Below are 20,322 nucleotides of genomic sequence, written 5' to 3'. Positions count from 1 at the left end.
TCCAGTCGATCAAGCCGCTAGCTTACCCAGACTAACGCCATTCGCATCAGGCGCACCAGTCAAACCCGATAGCCTGGTTTATTCTTGCCTAAAAGCAGTCTGCTCAAAGGATGACAATGACAACTCAACACTGTTCCCACGCCAACCCACACATTTGCGTCTGCCCTCATGTTTTCGACAAGTCTGTTCAAAATGGCGTTAAGCGCTTTATCGGAGTTGGAGAGCAAGCGGAGTATCTTTGTTCGGAGTGCGCTAAAGCAGAAAGCTTCAACCGCTGCTATTGGTGCGATGACTGTTTTGCCGCCGCGGACGCCGATTGTTATTGGTCGATAGCCGGCATGCTGGAAATCAAAAGGGAACCGAAAGAATTCCATTTTACCCGGCGGGAAATTCATCTCGACTTACTGAGCAAGCGCCGCCTTCTCGCCCTTGAACCATTAAAGAGCCATCCCACGGACGCCATGCTTTTCACCGATGATGGCGGACTGTGGCGTGTGAATCTCCAGAATGGCGAATCCGTCCAGGTCGCAACCTTACCTGTTGAGCAGATCCATCCCGCTGGGGCAATTACCCTGAAGATCAGTCCTGACAATCAGTTTCTGGCCATCACCTCTTTGCTATACCGGCATGCAGACGAAGGCTCTTCCAATAAAGGCTTAGTGCTGAACCTCAGCTCTGGCGAGGTCCTCATGCAGCTTGACGCTGGCGACTACCATATGGAAGAAGCGGACTTCCCCGTTGCTTTTTTCGAACATGATGGAAAAACCTTGTTAGTACGCGCCACCGACTGGAATCAACTGGATATCTTCGACCCAAGAACAGGAGAATGTCTAACCCAACGCCATTCCGACACGCCGCCAGAACATGATGAAGACGCTACCTTTATGAGTGAATGGAGCGGCGCCCTCGCTATCTCGCCGAACGGCCAACGCATCGCCACGATCGGCTGGGTATGGCACCCTGTTGGCGTCGCCTACAGCTGGGACTTGCAACACTGGCTTAACCACAACGCCTGGGAGCCGGACATCGGCGAATCCAAAGTCATGTACGCCAGCTGGGATTACTTCTGGTCCTCGCCCTTTTTCTGGATCGACGAAGACCGCATCTGTATTTGGGGATGCCAGGACCTGCATACTGACTACGACGTCCCCCTCGCCAGCGCCGCCATCTTCGACGCCAAAAGCGGCGACCAAATCAAATGGTTCGCCGGCCCCACCATGAACGCCTTCTACTACGACCAATACCTGTTCTCAACCACGGAAAAAGGCGACGCCATCACTATCTGGGATCTGGAAAGCGGCGCACTGCTATACGAATACCCGTGCGACCTTCCTGTTAACTATCTGCCGGGGAGTAGAGAATTTGTTTGCAATGAGGGCGATGGGGTATTGGGGTTGTATGGGTGGAGTTTGTAGGTTTTTGCTATCCGGGAAGCGACCACCAAGGTAATAATCGTTTTAAAGCTGAGATACAAGCCAAAACTGGCAGACGGACAAAGCCATTGGGGCGATTCAGAGATAGGAAGTCTGAGAATCTTCGCGTGATGAAGGATCAATGGCTCTGACCCTATTGATACTTTCCGACTCATTATCTGCCTATCCTTAACCCTGCAATAGGGTACTAGTGATAGGCAGATACACAAATTTAATTACAGTCTCGATCAATGGCTCTGACCCTATTGATATATGAGCTTGGAACATCAAACTCAAGTTAAATTAACCACCTCAACTTCGCCACATACTTTATTGACCCTCAACTTTGATAACAAAATTGAGGGTGGTTTACCTGCAAAGGTTAGAACATCTCCCAAATTGATACCCAAGCTCCTTGTAAATTCAGTATTAATAAGCTTTGAGTCCTCTTGAACTAACCAAAACTCCCAATACTCCTTGTTCTTAATCGTACTATTAGGAACTAGCTGTTCAGCAGCTAGTTCCTTAAATCGTTTTCCAAGCTTATTTGGGTTAGCTTTTACAAAAGACTCTGCTATATCTTGAGCTTTCTCAACATCCATACTAGTTCCCATTGTCAATTAACCCCCAAACACCATCCAGGTTCCAAATTCCGCTATTCTGTTGCACTTTCAAACCTGCTTCTTTTTGTCCTTGCTGAACGTAGTTTCTCAGCAAATAAAGATCGCCTGGGCCAGCCATATAGAAATTATGCCGCATATTGAGCGTCTCTCGACGAGGATCAGAAAGGCTGGAGAAATGGTGTTTAACGCCGTCAATTAAAGAAGAACCCATAACAGTCCTTATTAGGGGAGAAAAAGAGGCGTACTCTCTGAGCTTACTGCCTACTATTCAACCATATAGTGCGATTTGCCTGACGATCACCACCTCCATTGGAGGTGGTTTTAGATTCCCAATATAATTAATTCTTACATCATCAACTATGTAGAAGCCGTAGCCATCGGCTAGTCTCAACTCATCATCTAATGAACGTAGGTCCGCTGCATTGCCGCCCCCCCCTTTTGTACGATGTCTACATGCTCCCCTTTAAAAGAGCATCACTGTCTGGAACAACTAATTTAAACCAACCAATTGATCACTATCTATCTGAGAAAAATCAGTATCAACTATAACCTCACCAGATAAATCTGACTTTCTAAATCTCATCGAAAACAGAACGATCTCCTCATAAGAATCAGCAATCACGTAGCGCTTTTCGCCAGTTTTTTCATCGATAACAACATTAGAATTACCGGGTTTCCGGTGATTCTTTGATGCAACAATTGAAAGCTGCCAACTATCGCCTTTATCTAGGGTTTGATGGGTAGTTTTATTTCTAAACCAAAGAGGAAGACCGCCTCGCGGATGAATTCGAAGGAACTCATCAATGAACTTTTCGGTTACGACCTCTACACCACCTTGTTTATTATTGCCCATAGAGTTTCTCCCAAATTTTTCTAGCCACATCAGATTGAAGTTGCAAGTCGTCAGCCTTGCCTATTTGCCCAAATAAATATGGCTCGGTATCTGCGTTAGCAGGCCATATAGCGCTCTGCTTTTGCTCTAACTTAATTAACATCGGACGATCCTCTGGACCTGGGTCGATAGAGTATCCAGGGCGATGGGTGTGGCCAGACCACTTACCATATTGCCCAGAAATTAGACCTTCATAAACATCTTGGCTCACGGTAACTTTTTCACCATTACCCCGAATGATGGTTCTCCGAGCGCCCAAGGTATACATACTGAATTCATCACCTGTAACCTTTGTCAGTGTGGTCCTCGCCCTTTTTCTGGATCGACGAAGACCGCATCTGTATTTGGGGATGCCAGGACCTGCATACTGACTACGACGTCCCCCTCGCCAGCGCCGCCATTTTCGACGTCAAAAGCGGCGACCAAATCAAATGGTTCGCCGGCCCCACCATAAACGCCTTCTACTACGACCAATACCTGTTCTCAACCACGGAAAAGGCGACGCCATCACCATCTGGGATCTGGAAAGCGGCGCACTGCTATACGAATACCCGTGCGACCTTCCTGTTAACTATCTGCCGGGAAGTAGGGAATTTGTTTGCAATGAGGGTAATGGAGTGTTGGCGCTGTATGGGTGGCGTTTGTAGGTTTTCGCTATCCGGGAAGCGACCACCAAGGTAATAATCGTTTTAAAGCTGAGATACAAGCCAAAACTGGCAGACGGACAAAGCCATTGGGGCGATTCAGAGATAGGAAGTCTGAGAATCTTCGCGTGATGAAGGATCAATGGCTCTGACCCTATTGATACTGACCCTATTGATATAAACATCAACTCTTTCTTAACTCTCCCTCAAGCTCAGAGCTTTAATTTTACAAACCAAGTCATCCGGAACAACTATATCATAGTTAATTATATAATAAACAGATATAGAATTAATCAGCCACCCCCCCACATCATAATAATACAACCCCAAGAAAATCTTTTTGTTTTCAATAGGACAATTAAAACCCAACGTGGTTACCGGCAACTCCAGAGGCGGCAAAGAAGAAAGCTCCTCTTTTTCACGCTTACTTAAAACAGGCTCTCCTTTAAGCTCTCCCATGACCTTCAAATCAATCCACTCATCCACATCAATAACTTTTGGCGGCCCATCTGAAACCAAAAACTTATTTAACCCACTTATATAATCCAACAACTCAACAGTATTCATCCCCCCCCCTTTATTCTGGAAAGTAGTCAACAAATAAGCCTTCATTAACTGGCTTCCACTGATTCCAGTCGCGGTCAAACTTTATATCATCAGCGACAAATATTTTATCCACGCCTTTTACAGCCCATAAATCTCTATTTGGCGCGGTAACCTTTAATCTAGTTACATTAGCCATTATCTGAGCTACGTTCTTGTCCCCTGGAATGTCGCATCCAGTTGAACAGCTAATTAGTTTAATATGTGTAATACCTTCAAGCTGCCCACTTTCTATAAGGGCATTAGCTAGCTGATACCCACTAACGCTCTCCCCACCAACGACTACGGACTTAGGGTCTCCATGGGTAACAATATCCAACCTGTTAGGTGTATTACCAACCTCGCTGCTTAACCGGAAACTATCTAGATCATCAACAAAAGTCAGCGAATTACTCTGCCTTGCGGCTGCAACAAAGCCATCATCCAATTTGATAAAGGCCGTATCAACCGGACCTGAAGCAGCTCTAACAGTTTCAGGGAGATAGCTATACCGGCTAAGCTTATTTAAAAATCTCAAAGGTGCAACCGAAATTATTTTGGCTCCAGTCATAGTCAGGGGCGCTAAGGCCCCTGTACTTGCACCCAACGCAGTGAGTTCAGTATCTGCGTCATCTAAAGTAAGGTCCCTGGCAGCCGCATAACCTTGTATCGGTAGAGAAGCACCGTTGCTAAATGCGTTGGTGAGAGTAAATAGCCCATTTGCAAGTGACTTCACACCAAAGCTTATGAAGTTAGTTACCACGTTCCCTGTATCAATAGTTCCATAAGTAAGGACAACGTCTGTATTACGGTTGATCTGGACATTCCACAGAGGCTCTACCGGTCCATTAATTTCATCCCACCAAGAAGGTCCACCATTGAGGCTTAATTGGTAGTCATCAAAAAAGTGTTCTGTGCGCTTGCTCATACCGTAATTGAGACTATCTGTAAAGTCCATGAGTAACAACTCATCCACATCAGTACTAGGGGATGCTAATCCATAAAACTCATCGAATAACGTATATTGGCCTGCGTTTGGAGTCTCCTCATCCAACTGTATACCTAAGCTACCCAGTCCCGTATCAACTACACCTGCTGATTCTGAAGCGTACAGATACGTAGTTCCTTCAAGATTACTTACTGTAGATATCTCACGACGAGCAACTTGTTGTGCAGACATCATCTGCCCCCCTGTTGCAGCGCTTACCGCCAAGCCTCCCAACGTACTACCAACAACCCCCGCGATCATTCCCACATAATCAGGGCGGTAATCTTCGCTGTCATAGATCGCTACGCGAACGGCTTCGGATACTGCGCCTGCTGTTAGCCCTTGGACAGCGTCTCTGGCGATACTGGAGTTTTTAATGCTGTCTGGAAGAAGGCCGTCGACATAGCCCTTTAGGCCTTTGTTGTAAAATGCATTTTCATCGCCGACGCCAATGCCGCTCATCACTGAGGCGGCGGCAAAGCTGGTCGCGACGTCTCTCCAGCGGAAGGTGGTGGGGAGATTCGTGGCTTTGCCCGCCAAGTAGTTAGAGCCCACTGCAGCGCCAGCTGTAGCAGCGTTTTGCGCCCACTGGTCCCATCCGTTTACTTTGACATAGCTATTGGCGCCCGCGGTCGCCGCGCCGGTCAGCCCCGAGCGTATGGCGCCTCGAAGAGAAAAGTGCTCTTGCAATCCAAACTCTTTCGCCGCCAACTGAGATACAGCGCTGCTTAAAAACCCGCCGGCAAATCCTCCCGCCGCCACAGCCGTGTAGCCCAATCCATTGGCGACAAAACCACCGGGCAACGCTATTGCGCCCGCTTCTGCTACGGTTGCGCCAATTAAGTTTCCAACCCCTTGAATTGCGGCGGGCGTTACCAAAACAGCTACTGCAACGGCAATCACAATAACCAGAAGGGCTTTGAAACCGCATTTCTTCTTGGGTGGTGGGGGCGGAGGCGGATCTGGCAATGTCGGGCTGGTATCGCCCAGCGCCAGTCCTGGATCATAAGGCCTGAACGTCTCCGAGTTGTTATGAATGTTAGTGACGACATTCGGCACTTTCAGGTTGAAGCCGGCGACCAGCTTCTCTGAACCGTTCAACCCATTCACGTCCGCCAGAATGTACCAAAGAGAGCTATCTCCCCATACCGATAGCGCGACGCTTTGCAGGGTATCGCCTTCATTCACTACATAATAAGTAGGGGATTTCGCTGGATAATCCGGGTTAATCGGCTGATAGTTCTGATCAAAATCCGCAGAGGTCGTTGGCGTGATTCGCTCACGAATATCGTTGTGCTTATTGGCGTCCTGTTGAGCCAATGCCTGCGCATAATCAAACCGGGAGGGAACCGGATCATTGCCTACATCGCCAATGACTTTGTTGTTAGCGAAATAGAATCTGCGTATGTACGGAGCCTTGCCCTCCGACATACGCTCATCGCGGTTCAGCTCTTGCCGCTGAAGAACTCGTCCCTGATAGTTGGTGACATAGTCGATGGAACGTCCAGTATGGCCATCCAACAAGTATGTGTTATGCCCATTAGCATCATAGGTGTAAACAGAGCGCCCTTCTTTCCAGCCAACTTTTAAGTAATCTTTACTTCCTGTGCCGCTAATTCTCACTTCCGTCGCTTTGAAACTGTCCCATTTATCAGAGTCATCAAAGATATAGGATGTCGTTATCTGGGTCTCCATTGACGTACCATTGGACTTGTAATTCGTCTGGATGACGTTCTTAACGGTCTTGCCGTCCATCAGATAGTTGTAGTCCAGCTCCGATTTCTTTTTCGTCAGGTCCGTGGCGTTTTTGTAGGTCGTGTCTTTATCCACGACACCGTCTTTGTCATAGGTGTAGCCGTGGTGCGAGGTCACGTTACCGGAAGCGTCATATTCCGTATAAGTCTGCATATGGCCGACATTGTTATGCACACGTTTGGCGCGCAAGGATTCCACTCCACCTGGAGCGGTTTTCAGGTACACCCTGTCTACAGTACCCAAGTCGCCGTATTCATAGCGCTCGTAGCTATACGATGCCGCGCCGTTGTTATCCAGCAAATTGCTTTCCGCACTCTTACGATTGCCGTCAGCATAATATTGGATGGCGTAGCCGGTGTTGCCTTGATCAATCACATAGCCGCCATTGCTGCCCGTACGGCGACCCATAGTGATATTGAAACGGTCTTCCTTGTCATACAGATAGAAAAACGTTTGCGGATCTTTCGCCGGTCTGGCGCCGCTTGCATCGGTATATTCCAGGTACCTGGTATCGGTAAAGCGGCGGTTGCCGTTGGCGTCGTAACCGTATTTGATATCAAAGCCGGGGTCCACAACCTGCTTGACCCGGTTCAGCTCATCATAATAAATACGGGCCACCTGATAGGGCAGATAGTCTGAGTATCCGTCTGTTGAGGCGCTGTCCGCATCGTGGGCCAGATCATAATAAGCCTCCAGAGTGCGATTGCCGTTTTTATCGTACTGATAACTCGCCTTGGTTCCCGCGCCGCGGTCGATGACCTCTTTGAGATAACCGTTAGCATAGTAACGATACTCAATATCCTGGTTATTGCGGGCGGTCTTGTGCCGGGATTCTGACTCCAGTAGCGCGGTAGTCCCGGTTTGGCGCATCAGCCAACCCGCCTGGTTGTAGTCGTAAGAGAAAACATGACCGCCCAAATCGTTATGCAGTCGGGCGCGACCAAAGTAATCAGACTGATCTGTGATGCGATTTAACTCGCCACTGCCGCCATACATGCCGGTTTGCGTGATTTTCTCGTAGCCCCCCAAACCTCCGCCAATGGACTCGATATAGCGATATGCGTATTGGGTCTTGCGTCTGGCTAAGCTGACATGCTCGCGGACTCGACCCGCGCCGTCATAGAGATAGGTTTCTGTATTGCCCGCCGCATCAGTATGGGTAATGCGGTTACCCAGGGAATCATAACCATAACTATCCTGGGCGTAAAACTGACCGGCGGCGTTGAAGCGTTTTTGGGAAGTGAGATTGCCTACGGCATCGTAACCATACTGGATACGCTGCCCCAGCTCCGTGACCTCCGTACGTTTGGCGCCGTAGATGTCGTACGCAAAGGATTTCGTCGCTCCCGTGCGATCAAAGGACTTAACAACCTGCCCGTTTTCCACCACCTGCTTCTTGTAATAAACATCGCCGGTATAGTGGCTGCGCGCATCCCTGACAGCGACCTGCTCGCCCAGCTCATTGTAGTAATAAGAGGTGATGGGTCTGGCGCGCACCGCATCAGACTTCTCAGGATTGATATCCGTCTCGGGCTTCACCTCTCGGACCAGCTTCCCTAACTGGTTGTATTCATAACGGGTAACATTGCCTGAAACAGCGACCTGGACGGGCTGGCCATGCTCGTCATACACCAGATCGCCATTGTTGTCGTACTTCTCCTTGGTACGCCGACCATCCACTTCCGCAACCACGTCGCCAAACGCGTTATAGCGATTCTGACGACGAATAATATTGCCTTCGACGGAGCCATAAGTGGCGTTGAAACCTTCGTCTTGCGTAGTAGCTCCCGCAGATTTTACGTAATGATATGCGAGACTGCGTAGATAGCTATTTTGTAGTGTGTCGCCTGACCAGGGAGCAGTGGTTTGTGTGCTAGGCGCTGACTCTGAGTGACCTTTCCAGGTTTCTTCCGTTAAGCTGCCGCCTCCATGGATGTAGTCAAACTCTCTCAAAACGACCACATCGCTAGAGCTGGAATCTCTACTTAATGTTAATTTAGAGATATGCCCACCCGATGCATCTCTTACCGCAGTCTGTGCATAAAAGGGGCGCTCAAAAAAATCACCAAGAGCCCAAATTACTTTATTTCCACTAAACGTAGATTGTCTTGGGTATCTTTGACCTGCGATAAAGAAATCTCCAATCAATTCCTTCGCATCAGTCCCAAAACTAGAAAAAGATATAAGGGAAGGTACATTTAAAACATAATTAAAGTCATTAGAGCTTGGCCACCCAAAATCATAATCGACCTTTTGCTTAGCGATTAATGTATCTCCACAATACAAGCTAAACTCAGTAGCCCATGGCTCTGCAAAAGTTATATTTTCTAGCTTAACAGTATGCCCGGCCTTAACCTCCGCCAAAGTTATAGGTTTTTTTACAAAAGGGCCTTCCATCTTTAGTATTAAAAGCTCACCCTGCAAAGCTTTAATATTAGGTACAGTAATTTCAAAGTTAGACCTGGGAGCACTCATTACATCTAGAAGATTCTGCTTAATATGGATAGTCGACTTTGAGCTGTATATAGTATCTCCCGCAGGCAAACCTTTTTCATTTACTCTTCTTGAAGGAGATATGCTTGAAAATTCCCTATTTAGTCGGCGCGTTTGTTCCAAATCCACTTTTTCCTGAAACTTATGCGACTCAATTGAGCGCGCAGAGGTCACCCACTTTTCAGTTGCAACAGCGCCATTGTTGTCATATTCCACCCAGCGATCACTGATTCTGGTTTCCGCTTTCAGAACATATTCAGTTTGCACCGTTGTTTTAGTATTAGCGTAGTTATTTAAATCTACATATTTATCCACGATGGTTTTCACCACCTTTTTGGCGGTCATGGTCACAGTAGCGGTTTGATTCTCCACCGGCAGGACCCAGGCGGACGGCGTTTTATCTTGCTCTGTCGCCAATTGATCGCCAACGAGCTCGCCCAGCACAACACCCTTATCGTCGCGCAACTCCAATCGATAACCATAGCGCGCCGCCTTCAATCCCTGCAGCTCAAGCTGTTCGCTGGAGGCGCCCTCACGAACTCCGCTGTCAACTATATGCTCGTCCAATGAGAGATAAGTCAGCTTCCAGCTTTTTACTTCCGAGTCCAACAAGCTGATGTTTAACGCCGCACTATTTTCTCTCAGGTTGATATCGATTCTGGCCAACTGGATTTCCTGAGTAGCGACAGAATCATCATTAGGATCAAAGCCCGGGACTGTCCCAACGGTTGTTTTCTCTCCCGTCCCATACTTTTGTTGGATTTTCGCTATTGAATCCGTTTCGGGATCATTTATGTCGATCCAGACGGTATCTCTTACGGGCATCCCCGCCGCAATCGTATTCGTATCGACAAGCGCCAGTCCCAATGCAGGATCACCCGCCCCAACCCACGGCCCTAACGTAGGCGCTGTGCCGCTATCGTAGCCAGGTTGCCCCTGTACGCCCTCCGCGCCTTTCCAACGGATCTCCCCGCTTAACCCTTCAAAGGTCATGGGCGGCTCCACCACGTCCGTCAACTGCCCTTTGGCGTCATACACGCTGACGCGGATCTGTACGTCTTTCGGCGAGAGTTTGGCGGCGTCCGCGGCGCTCTTGATGTCTTTCAGGGTGACGGTTTTCCCATCCAGCTCAAAACTGTCGATGGTCAGCATCTCCATCGTCGCCTTGCCGTTGGCGTCATACAGATACAGCTTCCAGGCGCCGTTGTCCTTATTGGTTTTAAGCACGCGTCCAATATGGTCGTAGACGAACTGCTCCTGCCACTGTCCCGCTTTGCCTTTCGCTTCAATCTCGCCATAGGCGTTGTAGCGCACTTCGCTGCTGACGGTTTCGCTTAGATAGGTCGGGTCCACTTCCCAGCGTTTGATTTCCTGATCCTGAGCGTCATAGATAAAGAAGACGTCCAGGGTGCGATTATGCGTCGAACCGCTGCTGTAGCCGCCGACCAGCGTCTGCTGACGGGTCACATTGCCATAGCTGTCGTAGTTGTATTGGATACGACGATTATCCGCATCCAGAGACGTGATTGTGCGGCCCAGTCGGTCGAGCACATGAATCTCAGTGCGCGTTTGCTTCGTCTTACGGTCTGCGCTGACGCCTTCACGGCTGCTGCTGAACGCGCCGCCGTCGGCGCGAACCGCCGTAGCGCTGATGCTCACCTGCTCGCCAAACGCGTTATAGGATTGGCTCTGACGTCGACGCACCGTATCGCCTTCGAAGTCCGTGAAGGTTTCTCCGGTCTGCGTCTCTTGCCGCCCCAGATTGTCGTAAGTGAACTCCGTGACGTGATTGACGCCCGGGCGCACTACTTTCACCACATTGCCCATGCCGTCGTATGTGTAAGCGGTGACCAGGTCGCCGCTGGTATGACTGAGCGCGCCACTGCTCTTGTCGATGGCGCTGTAGGCGACCTCCTTCTTGATCTCCTGCACCTTGCGGCCCAGGTTATCGTAGCGGAACTCCGTCACCCGGTTGTCGGCGTTGCGCAGCGCCGGTTTGTCCGGGTCTCCGCTGGGCGCCGGGTCCGTTTTCGCTTCTGCAATCAACGCCTGGGCGCTACGACTGGATTGATCCGCCGCCAGCGCCTGCAAGGTCGTTCCTTTGAGCGGCACGGCGAACTGGGTTTCTTTCGTCACCGAGCCGCGATAGTCATACTCCCACGCAATGGCGCCCCCCAGCGGGTCCACCTGCAGGATGCGATTGCCGCGATCGTCATAAAAGTAGTAGGTCGGCTGGTAGTTGGCGTCCACGGACTTCACCACCTGCCCGTTGCCGTCGTAATAGGACTGCGTCGTTTGCGCGCCGACGTAATAGCCCGTGCGCTCTGTGTCCTCCCCGCCGCCATGAATGACCGCATTGAGGTCAAACAACTGCTCGTCACGGGTGCGGGTGGCGATAACGCGGTTTTCCCGGTCGTAATAGCTGTTCAGCTCACGATAGTCGTCGCTGTCCTTATTCATCAACGCCGCGACTTCCGTCGCACCATACCCTAGCGTCAAGCGCTCGCCATACTGGCGCACCTGAATGCGGTTACCCGCCGCATCGTAGGTCATGGCGGAGAGACCAAAGTCCGCGTTAACCGCCCAGATCTGTTGACTCAAGGCGTTGTAACCATAGCGCGCCACTCGCGCCGCACCGACAGGCGTGGTTCCGTTCTGATGCGCTTGCCGGGTCGTTGCAACGACCTGGCCCATCTGATCGTATTCAGTGCGGGTATGCAGACTGACGTTGTTGTAAGTGGCGTTGGCGCCGGCGTCGTAGATGCCGTCCATCGCCTGATCAATGCGCAGAACCTCCCGGTTCAGCTTGTCATAACGGTATTCCGTAGTGCGGCTCTGTTCTGCGATATTCGCCGCCTGCGTCACCTTCACTTTGTTGCCCAGGGCGTCGTACTGATAACGCGTCTCCACGCCTGCGTTGGCCAGCAGCGTCACCGAGCGGTCGTCGTTGGCCCGGTATACCCTGACCGCCGGCGTCACTTCCTTGATCAAGCGGTTGGCGGCGTCGTAGGCATAGCGATACGCCTGGGTTTCAACGACGCCCTGTCCTTGCTGGTAGTTCTGCAGCCTGTCCACCATGCGGATGCGGTTGCCCGCTTTGTCGTACTCAAAACGCTCCACATAGTTCTTCACCGCCCCATCCAGCTGAGTATGGCGATAAACGATATCGCTGACCCGGTCCAGCGTGTCGAAGACGTAATCGGTGCGTCCGCCGACCTGATAAATATGCGCGTTGGGATTCACCGCCCCCGTATTGACGCTGCTGATGCGGCCGGCGATGACGCTGAGCGCCGTGCTTTCGTTCAGTCCGGAAAGGCTGATCGGCGCATAATGCTCGATCTTGCTTTTTACTTTGCCGGTGCTGGTGTACTGGTTTTCTATGACGTAGCCGGCGGGATCGACGCTGTAACGCAGGCGATTGAGGCTGTCGTAGTAGAAGTAGCCTGTTTTGCCGACGCCATCAATCACTTTAGCGATATTGCCAAAGGCGTCGTAGGTGGTGGACTTGACCTGACCGTTGGCGTCCGTCTCGGAGATTTTGCGGCCCAGCGTGTCGAAACGCTGTTGGCGGGAGTACAGCTCATACAGCGCCTGCTTATGGAAGCTGTTCAGGTTCTCCGCCTTGTCCGGCAGACTGTACAGCTGCGCTTTCAAGTGCGCAGGAATTTGCAGCGCCATCGCTTCCGCACGATTAACGCTCCCACCACTGGCGACACTGCGAATCAGCGCGCGCATTTCCTGCGCCCAGGCGTCGTTGCTCTCCACCAACGCGTAAGCGCGCGGATCGATCACCCGCTCCACCTGGCCGAAGGCGTTGTAAACATAGCCCGTGCTGCTGGCGTCCGCCGTCCCGAACGCTTTGGTTTCCTTCACAACCCGGTTCAGGTCGTCGAATTCGTAACGCGTGGTGCGCTCCAGAGCGGAGCCTTCCGCTTCGATCAAGGCCGTGACGTTGCCGTAGCGGTCGTATTCCTTGCGCGTCAGTGTGGAGACGCCATTCAGCTCCGGCGTGCGGATGCGCTCCTGACGGTTGAGCGCATCGTATTCGTAACGGGTATGCCGGTCTCCGCTGACCGGATCGTTATTGGCCGGAACGTTGGCCGTGGCGTAATCCGCCGCCGTGCGTTCATGGATCGATACTTCCGTGACGTACTGGCTTTCCTGGATCAGGTTGTCGAAGCCGTCGTACTGGTAGCGCGTCACCGCGCCTTTGCGCGCGCTGGCGCTGATGTCCGCATCGTCGATAGCGTCTTTCGGCGTCAGTTTGGCGATCAGGCGGTTGTCCGCGTCGTAGGCGAAGCTGGTGACGTTGCCCCGCGCGTCGGTCACCGCCGTGCGGTTGCCGTGGGCGTCGTAGGCGTAGCTTTCAGTAATCCAGGTCTCCGCGCCGCCGGTCATCAGCCGCTGCGACTGGCTGATCTTGCGGCCGGCGTCGTCATAGGCGTAGCGGGTGATGCGGGTCTCGGCGTCCGGGTGCAGCCCCGTCAGGGCGCTCAGGGTCGCCGCCTGGGTCCAGGGGGCGGCGTAACGGCGTTCTTCCGTCACCTGCCCCTGTCCGTTGTACAGGGTTTCCGAGACGTAATTCTCGCCGTCCAGGCTGTAGCGCAGACGTCCCAGGGCGTCGTAAACCAGACGGCTGTGCTGGTTCGCCGCCGCGCTGCGATGGGCGTCCGCCGCCTGCGTCACTTGCGTCAGGGTCGCGGCGGTTCCGAGATTCAGGCTGGCGGCGTAGCGCACGCGGTGGGTCAGACGACCGGCGTGGTCGTATTCCTGTTCGATCAGGCGTCCGCCAGCGTCTATCCGGTAGATTTCCAGGCCGCGGGCGTCGTAGAAGACCTGCTCCACCCGGTCCCCGGCTGAAGCGTGGCCTTGCACATAAGTTTCCAGCGCCGCCGCCGTCAGCGGCTGGCTCAGGTCATAGGCCGCGACGTAACTCAGCGTGCGCGTCACCTGACCGTTGTGATCGTATTCCAGTTCGGTGATATGGCCCTGGTGGTCCAGCTTGAAGCGCGCCTGACCCAGGCTGTCGTACACCATGTAGGCATGTTGCGCCCGGGTCTCGCCCGCGACGAACTGCGCCAGCGCCGTTTCGCTGTAATCGGCGCCGCTGTAGGCGGTTTCGTAGCGCAGCGTCTGCGTCGCTCTGCCCGCCGCATCGTAACGGGTCTCCGTCACCTGCCCCAGGGCGTTCAGGCTGAAGCGCGCCAGACCGCGCGCGTCGTAGATCGTGCGGCTGACGTTCACGCGTCCCGCCGGGGCGTCCAGTCGCGTTCCGATCACCACGTCTTTCAGCAGGGAGCCGCCTTTGTAGAAGGAGCTGTCGATGGCGTACGCCTTGCCGGGCTCCACCGTTCTGGTGGAGGTGTGCACCAAAGTGAAAGTCGCGTCGCTTTCCCGCTTGATGTAGTAGTTGACCTTGCCGTCTTTCAGCTCGATGCGGTAACGGGTGTCCCCGGGCAACACGCCCAGCTCTTTCACCTTGGCCGAATCTTCATAGCAGCGCACCACGCCGCCCTGCTTGCGGTAAAACGCGAAGTTCAGATCCTCGTAGGAAGTCCCCGCATCCTTCTCGCTGAAACCACAGAACACCGCATTGACGCCTTCCGAGGGCAGACTGAACTCCACATAGCCTTCACCGCGGATGGTCTGCCGCGATCTCACGCTGCCGGTAAACTCTCTCGCTTCCGGTACGTCCAGCTGCTCAATGCGCGACGAACCGCCCACCAGCGCGCCGGTGCGCTTCGACCACTCCGCCGCCTGCGGCAGCCATTGCTCCACGCCCGCTTCGGTGTAGGTCGCATCCGCCGGCAGCGCTCCATCGTATTGGTAGGTGGCGATCACCCGTCCCGCCGCGTCGTATTCCCGCTCCGTCACATGGCCCAGCGCGTCAATCTCAAACCGCGCCTGCCCCTTGGCGTCATACACCAAACGCCCGCTGCGCGGCTGACTTTGCGCGCTAACGAACTGGGTCAGCGCCGCTTCGCTGTAATCCGAACCGGCGTAAACGCGGTCATAGCTGAGTTTTTCCGCCACCTGTCCCAGGGCGTCGTAACGGTTCTCGGTGACGTAACCCAGGGCGTCGATGATGAAGCGCGCCTGGCCTTTGGCGTCGTAGGCCACGCGAGATCGAGCGTGAACGGTTTTGCCGCTGACAAAGGACTGCAAAGCGCTTTCGGTAGCGCTGGTCCCCGTATAAACGCCATCGTAACTGCGCGTTTCGATCACTTGTCCCAACGCGTCGTAGCGGGTCTCGGTTACTTGTCCCAACGCGTCGACCGTAAAACGCACCTGGTTTTTGGCGTCATAGACCAAACGAGTGCGGGAGGCGGGGGCCTCACCGTTTGCGAACGTCTGCAGGGCGCTTTCGGTGAATACGCCGCCGTTATAGGCATGGCTGTAGCTGCGTTTTTCGGTCACCCGGCCCAGGGCGTCGTAACGGTTCTCCGTCACCTGGCCCAGGGCGTCGAGGATGAAGCGCGTCTGGCCTTTGGCGTCGTAGACCAATCGGGAATGGGAAGCCGGGGTTTTGCCGTTCGTGAACGTCTGCAAGGCGCTTTCAGTAAATGCCGCGCCGGTGTATGTAGAACTGTAACTGAGTTTTTCGGTTATTCGACCCAACGCATCGTAGCGGTTCTCCGTCACTTGACCCAGAGCGTCCAGAGTGAAGCGCGCCTGGCCTTTAGCGTCGTAGACCAATCGGGAATGGGAAGCCGGGGTTTTGCCGTTCGTGAACGTCTGCAAGGCGCTTTCACTAAAGTCCGCACCGGTGTAGATCGCATTAAAGCGTTGTTTCTCCGTTACCCGCCCTTGGGCGTCGTAGCGGTTCTCGGTGACATACCCCAAAGCGTCGAGGGTGAAGCGCGCCTGGCCTCTGGCGTCATAGATCACACGAGATTTAGTAAGAATGGTTTTACCATTGACAAAGGATTGCAGATCGCTTTCGGTAGTGCTCGCAGCGGTATAAACGCCTTTGTAAGTTAGCGTTTCAATTACCCGCCCCAGGCTGTCGTAACGGGTCTCCGTTACCTGGCCCAGGGCGTCGAGGGTGAAGCGCGCCTGGCCTTTGACGTCGTAGACCAACCGGGAATGGGCAGCGGGCGTTTTGCCGCTGATAAAGCTCTGCAGGGCGCTTTCGGTAAAAGCGGCGCCCGTGTAGGCGGAGCTGTAACTGAGTTTTTCGGTTATACGGCCCAGACTGTCGTAACGGGTCTCCGTCACCAGGCCCAGGGCGTCGATGGTGAAACGCGCCTGGCCTTTGGCGTCGTAAATCAAACGAGAATGGGAAGCCGGGGTTTTGCCGTTGACGAAGTTCTCCAGGTCGCTCTCGCCCCATGCGTCGCCCTGGTAAGCGCTATCGTAGCGAAGGGTGGCCACGACCCGGCCCGCCGCGTCATAGCGGTTCTCGGTGACATAGCCCTGTTCGTCCAGACTGAAACGCGCACGACCCTGGGCGTCGTACACGACTTTCTTGCTCTGCGTGGCGTAGTTCGCGCGCGCGAATTTCACCGCATCGGCCACCACATAGCCATCTCCGCCGCCCAGCAGCTCCACCCGGCCTTCTGCGCCGAAATCAAAGTCGCCCAGCAACACCCACTGACCACCCTGCGTCCGCTGGTTCACTTTCACGTCCGTCACGGTCGCCTTGCCTGCGGCGTCCACATGATGAACCCGATAGGTCGCATTGCTCGCCCGATTGGCGTGCGCGGTCCAGGTCGCGTACACGCCATGGCGTCCCGCCTGCGTCAGCGCCGAGCGCCACTCGACCGCAGCGGACGCCCCTTTGGCCGTCAGGTACTGTCGGCCTTCATAGCCCGCTGTGCTGGTTGACTCGCTCCAGCCCGCCGGCGCCGGCAAGGTTTCGCTGTCCAAGACGACGTCTCCCACGCCGCCCGCCGCGCCGCTGTCCGCCTGCCGCTGCAGTTGCGCCAGCTGCGAAGGCGTCAACGCCTGCGCATCCAGGTAACGCACCGTCTCCACCACGCGCCCCAGTGCGTCGTAGCGGTTCTCCGTGACGTAGCCTTGCGCGTCGATCTCGAAGCGCGCCTGGCCCTTGGCGTCATAGACGTAGCGGGTGGAGACGCCCGCGCTGTGGTAGTCCGCATCGCCGCTGAGCGCCACGCCCTCAATGGCCGCGCCGGCGCCGTACAGGTTGGTTTGCGCCGTGTAATTCGCGTTCGCATCCACCACGCCCGTCAGGGTCTGTATCAATGTGAAGCCGTGCTGGCCAGGGCGCTGAAGCAGGATGCGCGCGTCCGCGCCCCGCATTTCGATGCGCAGGCGGTCGCCGACCTGAATCGGCGTCGCCGAGGTTGGCTCCGTGCGCACGCCGTTCACCTGGATCATCAGGCTGTGGCCCTGCGAACCCGCCCCGTCCGGGTCGCGGATGAAAACGCCCAGGTCCACTTCATTCAGGTAAGCGTTCCCGCTCAGGACGGTCTCCGGGGTCTTGTTGAAACCCACCGCGCCCAGGGACGCCCCGGTCGGCAGCGCCGCCACGGTGAACTCCAGCGCGCCGCGGCCTTGTCGCAGCGTTTCGTTCGCCACCGCCCGGCCTCCGCTGAGTCCGGTGGCGGCGGTCTTGATAATCCGTCCCGCGTCGATCTGCACGACGCCGTCGCCGCGCCAGCTCGGCGCATGCGCCGCCAGCGACGCCAGATTCGCCGCGTTCAGGTCCGCCGCCTTGTCGTAGCGGGTCTTCTTCGCAACGCGCCCTTGTCCGTCGTACTCGTAGCCGGTCACATAGCCCTGGGCGTCGATTTCGAAACGCACCTGGCCCGCCGCGTCATAGAAGCGTCGCGTCGTGATCGCGCTCTGGCCCGCGGCGAACGTTTCCAGCGCCGTCAGGTTCACGTCGGCGCCGCCATAGGCGGCCTCGTAGCGACGCGTTTGCGTCACCCGGCCCAGGGCGTCATAGCGGTTCTCCGTGACGTAGCCCAGGGCGTCGATTTCAAAACGCACCCGGTCCTGGCCGTCATAGATGTAGCGGGTCTGCGCGCCCTGCGCGTCCACGCTGCGGATCACCCGGCCCTGGGCGTCGTAGTACTGTTGCGCCTTGCCCAGCTGGGCGCCGCCGGCGTCGCGCTCCACCACGTCGATCAGCGCGCCGGCGCTGTTGTACGTCTTCACGCTTTGCAGACCCGCCGCGTCGCGGCTCAGGATGGTCGCGCCCTGGTATTCGGTCTGCGTGGTCACCGCGCCCAGCGCGTCCTTCACCGACAGCAGCCGGCCCAGGCCGTCGTAGACGTACAGCGTTTCTCCCGTGCGATGCCCCAGGCTCTCCGGGGCCGCGCTCGCGTTCTCCGTCGGCGCCGCCTGCTCGGGGTTGACCTGTTTCAGCAGGCGTCCTTCCGCGTCGTAGATAAAGTGCGTCGTCGCCGCGCCGATTCCCGCGCCCGTGGCGTCAGTCTTGCTGTAGCGGGTCTGACGGCTCAGCTGGCCGCGGAAGTCGTAGGCGTATTCCGTCAGGCTGGTTCCCTGCGCCCGGGCGCCGGGCGCCCACGTATTAAGAGGTCCTTCGCTCAGCGCTTGATTGGAACTCAGGCCGCTCAGGTCGTAGCGCGCCAGGTACCCCTGGGTCGCCGTCAGCTGGCCCAGGTGGTTGTAGCGGAATTCGGTGACCCCGCCCTCGGCGTCCACGCGGTAACGCAAACGGTGCGCGCTGTCGTAAACGTAGCGCTGGGTGGCGCCGTCCGTGGTCTCCGTCAGGGTCTGGTTGTGGGCGTTATAGGTGTAGTCGGTGGCGCCCCCCAAACGGTCGGTATGGGTCAGCAGATTGCCCATGGCGTCGTAGCGGTAGGTCTCGCTGTGGCCGTCGGCGTCCGTGCTTTGGATGAGATTGTCGTCGGCGTCGTAGGCGTAGCGGCGCACGCTCTGGGTTCCGTCCTGCTGCGGCAGGCGCATTTCCACCAGGCGCGTGCGTTCGTCGTAGCGCAGCACCGTCTGCAGGCCGCTCAGCGTCGCGGGGTCCAACACCCGCGTCACCGTCGCGGTGCGCTGCGCCAGATCGTAGGCGTAAGTGGTGACAATAGCGTCCGCGCCGTCGCCCTGGGTCACCCGGGTCACCCGGTATTCGCCGCCGATGTCCTGGTACTGGAAGCTCACCGACACGCCGTCGCTGGCCTGCATCTTCGCCACCCGTTTGCTGTCGCCGTCGTAGCTGTAGCGCGTCACGAAGGTGCGGCCGTCGCCGATGCTGTTGTCCGCCGGGGTCAGGTCCACCGTCACCGTCGTCAGACGGCCCTGGGCGTCATAGCCGTAATATGTCTGGTTGCGTTGCGCGCCGTCCGCGCCCACCGTCTTCACCAGCACCGCCCGGCCGGCGCCGTCGTACTGAATCTCCAGTTTCTCCCCCGACGCCGTCGTCAGGGTCGTTGCGGCCGCGCTGCGGCTGATGGTCACTCGTCCCGGTTCGTCGCGATGGGCCAGCGCGCTCAGTTTGCCCTGCCAACTGTACACTTCCTGCGCGCCGCTCTCGCCTTCCGTCCACAGGAACGCGTCAGAACCGGTGCCGCCGCGGAACTCCAGGGTGTCGTGGGCCCCTTCGCCGACGCTGGAGACATACAGCCCGCGGCTCTCGTCATAACGATAGTCCGTGCGGCTGCCGTCGCCGGCGATCCGCGTGATCAGACTGCCGGCTTTGTTCAGATTGCCGCCGTTGAATTCCAGACGCTGGTTGAAGCTGAAGTAGAAGTTGTCGCCGTTGTCGTCGGTGAAGCGGCCCTGGCTGTTGTAGGTGCGGATCAGACTGGCGTCGCGCCCCGCGCCTAACAGCAGTTCATCGCGGCGCTGCAGCACCAGGTTGCCCGTCGCGGCGTTGACGTAGACCCGCTCGCCGCTCTGACCGACGCCCGCTTGCGATAACCCCGCGCCCGCGCCTGACAAGGACGCGCCAAACAATCCCAGACCTTCCCCTGAAACGACCGCAACCATTCGA

The 20,322-nt window shown here is 55.5% G+C and carries 8 protein-coding genes; 2 read left to right on the top strand and 6 right to left on the bottom strand.

Features of this window, described 5'->3' with window-relative positions:
* The first annotated feature begins 116 nt into the window (after window positions 1–116).
* Window positions 117–1,415, top strand: coding sequence for a WD40 repeat domain-containing protein (locus HCH_RS05410; protein ID WP_011395151.1), 1,299 nt, complete (start codon window positions 117–119; stop codon window positions 1,413–1,415).
* A 290-nt stretch (window positions 1,416–1,705) separates the two neighbouring features.
* Here the strand turns inward: HCH_RS05410 and HCH_RS05405 are convergent, their stop codons facing one another.
* The 4 genes from HCH_RS05405 to HCH_RS05390 all read right to left on the bottom strand — a co-directional run bounded on the left by HCH_RS05405 (window position 1,706) and on the right by HCH_RS05390 (window position 3,195).
* Window positions 1,706–2,014: a hypothetical protein gene (locus HCH_RS05405; protein WP_041598441.1), complete on the bottom strand. Its 309-nt coding sequence runs from the start codon at window positions 2,012–2,014 to the stop codon at window positions 1,706–1,708.
* Window position 2,015: 1 nt separating this feature from the next.
* Window positions 2,016–2,246, bottom strand: coding sequence for a hypothetical protein (locus HCH_RS05400; protein ID WP_011395150.1), 231 nt, complete (start codon window positions 2,244–2,246; stop codon window positions 2,016–2,018).
* Window positions 2,247–2,525: 279 nt separating this feature from the next.
* A complete protein-coding gene (locus HCH_RS05395; RefSeq protein ID WP_041598440.1) occupies window positions 2,526–2,888 on the bottom strand; it encodes a hypothetical protein in 363 nt (120 codons plus the stop codon).
* Window positions 2,878–3,195 carry a hypothetical protein gene (locus HCH_RS05390; RefSeq protein WP_041598439.1) on the bottom strand — a complete coding sequence of 106 codons (318 nt, stop codon included), beginning with the start codon at window positions 3,193–3,195 and terminating at the stop codon, window positions 2,878–2,880. The genes HCH_RS05395 and HCH_RS05390 overlap by 11 nt, the downstream gene beginning before the upstream one ends.
* Before the next feature lie 29 nt (window positions 3,196–3,224).
* Between HCH_RS05390 and HCH_RS34120 the strand changes: the two genes are divergently transcribed.
* On the top strand, window positions 3,225–3,608 hold the full coding sequence (locus HCH_RS34120; protein ID WP_041598438.1) for a hypothetical protein: 384 nt from the start codon (window positions 3,225–3,227) through the stop codon (window positions 3,606–3,608).
* 158 nt (window positions 3,609–3,766) lie between these two features.
* Here HCH_RS34120 and HCH_RS05380 read toward each other — a convergent pair whose 3' ends face one another.
* On the bottom strand, window positions 3,767–4,138 hold the full coding sequence (locus HCH_RS05380; RefSeq protein ID WP_011395146.1) for a hypothetical protein: 372 nt from the start codon (window positions 4,136–4,138) through the stop codon (window positions 3,767–3,769).
* Window positions 4,139–4,148: 10 nt separating this feature from the next.
* A complete protein-coding gene (locus HCH_RS05375; protein WP_011395145.1) occupies window positions 4,149–20,318 on the bottom strand; it encodes a LysM peptidoglycan-binding domain-containing protein in 16,170 nt (5,389 codons plus the stop codon).
* Between the last annotated feature and the right edge of the window lie 4 nt (window positions 20,319–20,322).

It is taken from the genome of Hahella chejuensis KCTC 2396, from assembly GCF_000012985.1.
Classification (GTDB): Bacteria; Pseudomonadota; Gammaproteobacteria; order Pseudomonadales; family Oleiphilaceae; genus Hahella; species Hahella chejuensis.
Note: the sequence above shows the minus strand (reverse complement) of the source record. Positions and strands in the feature narration are given on the sequence as shown.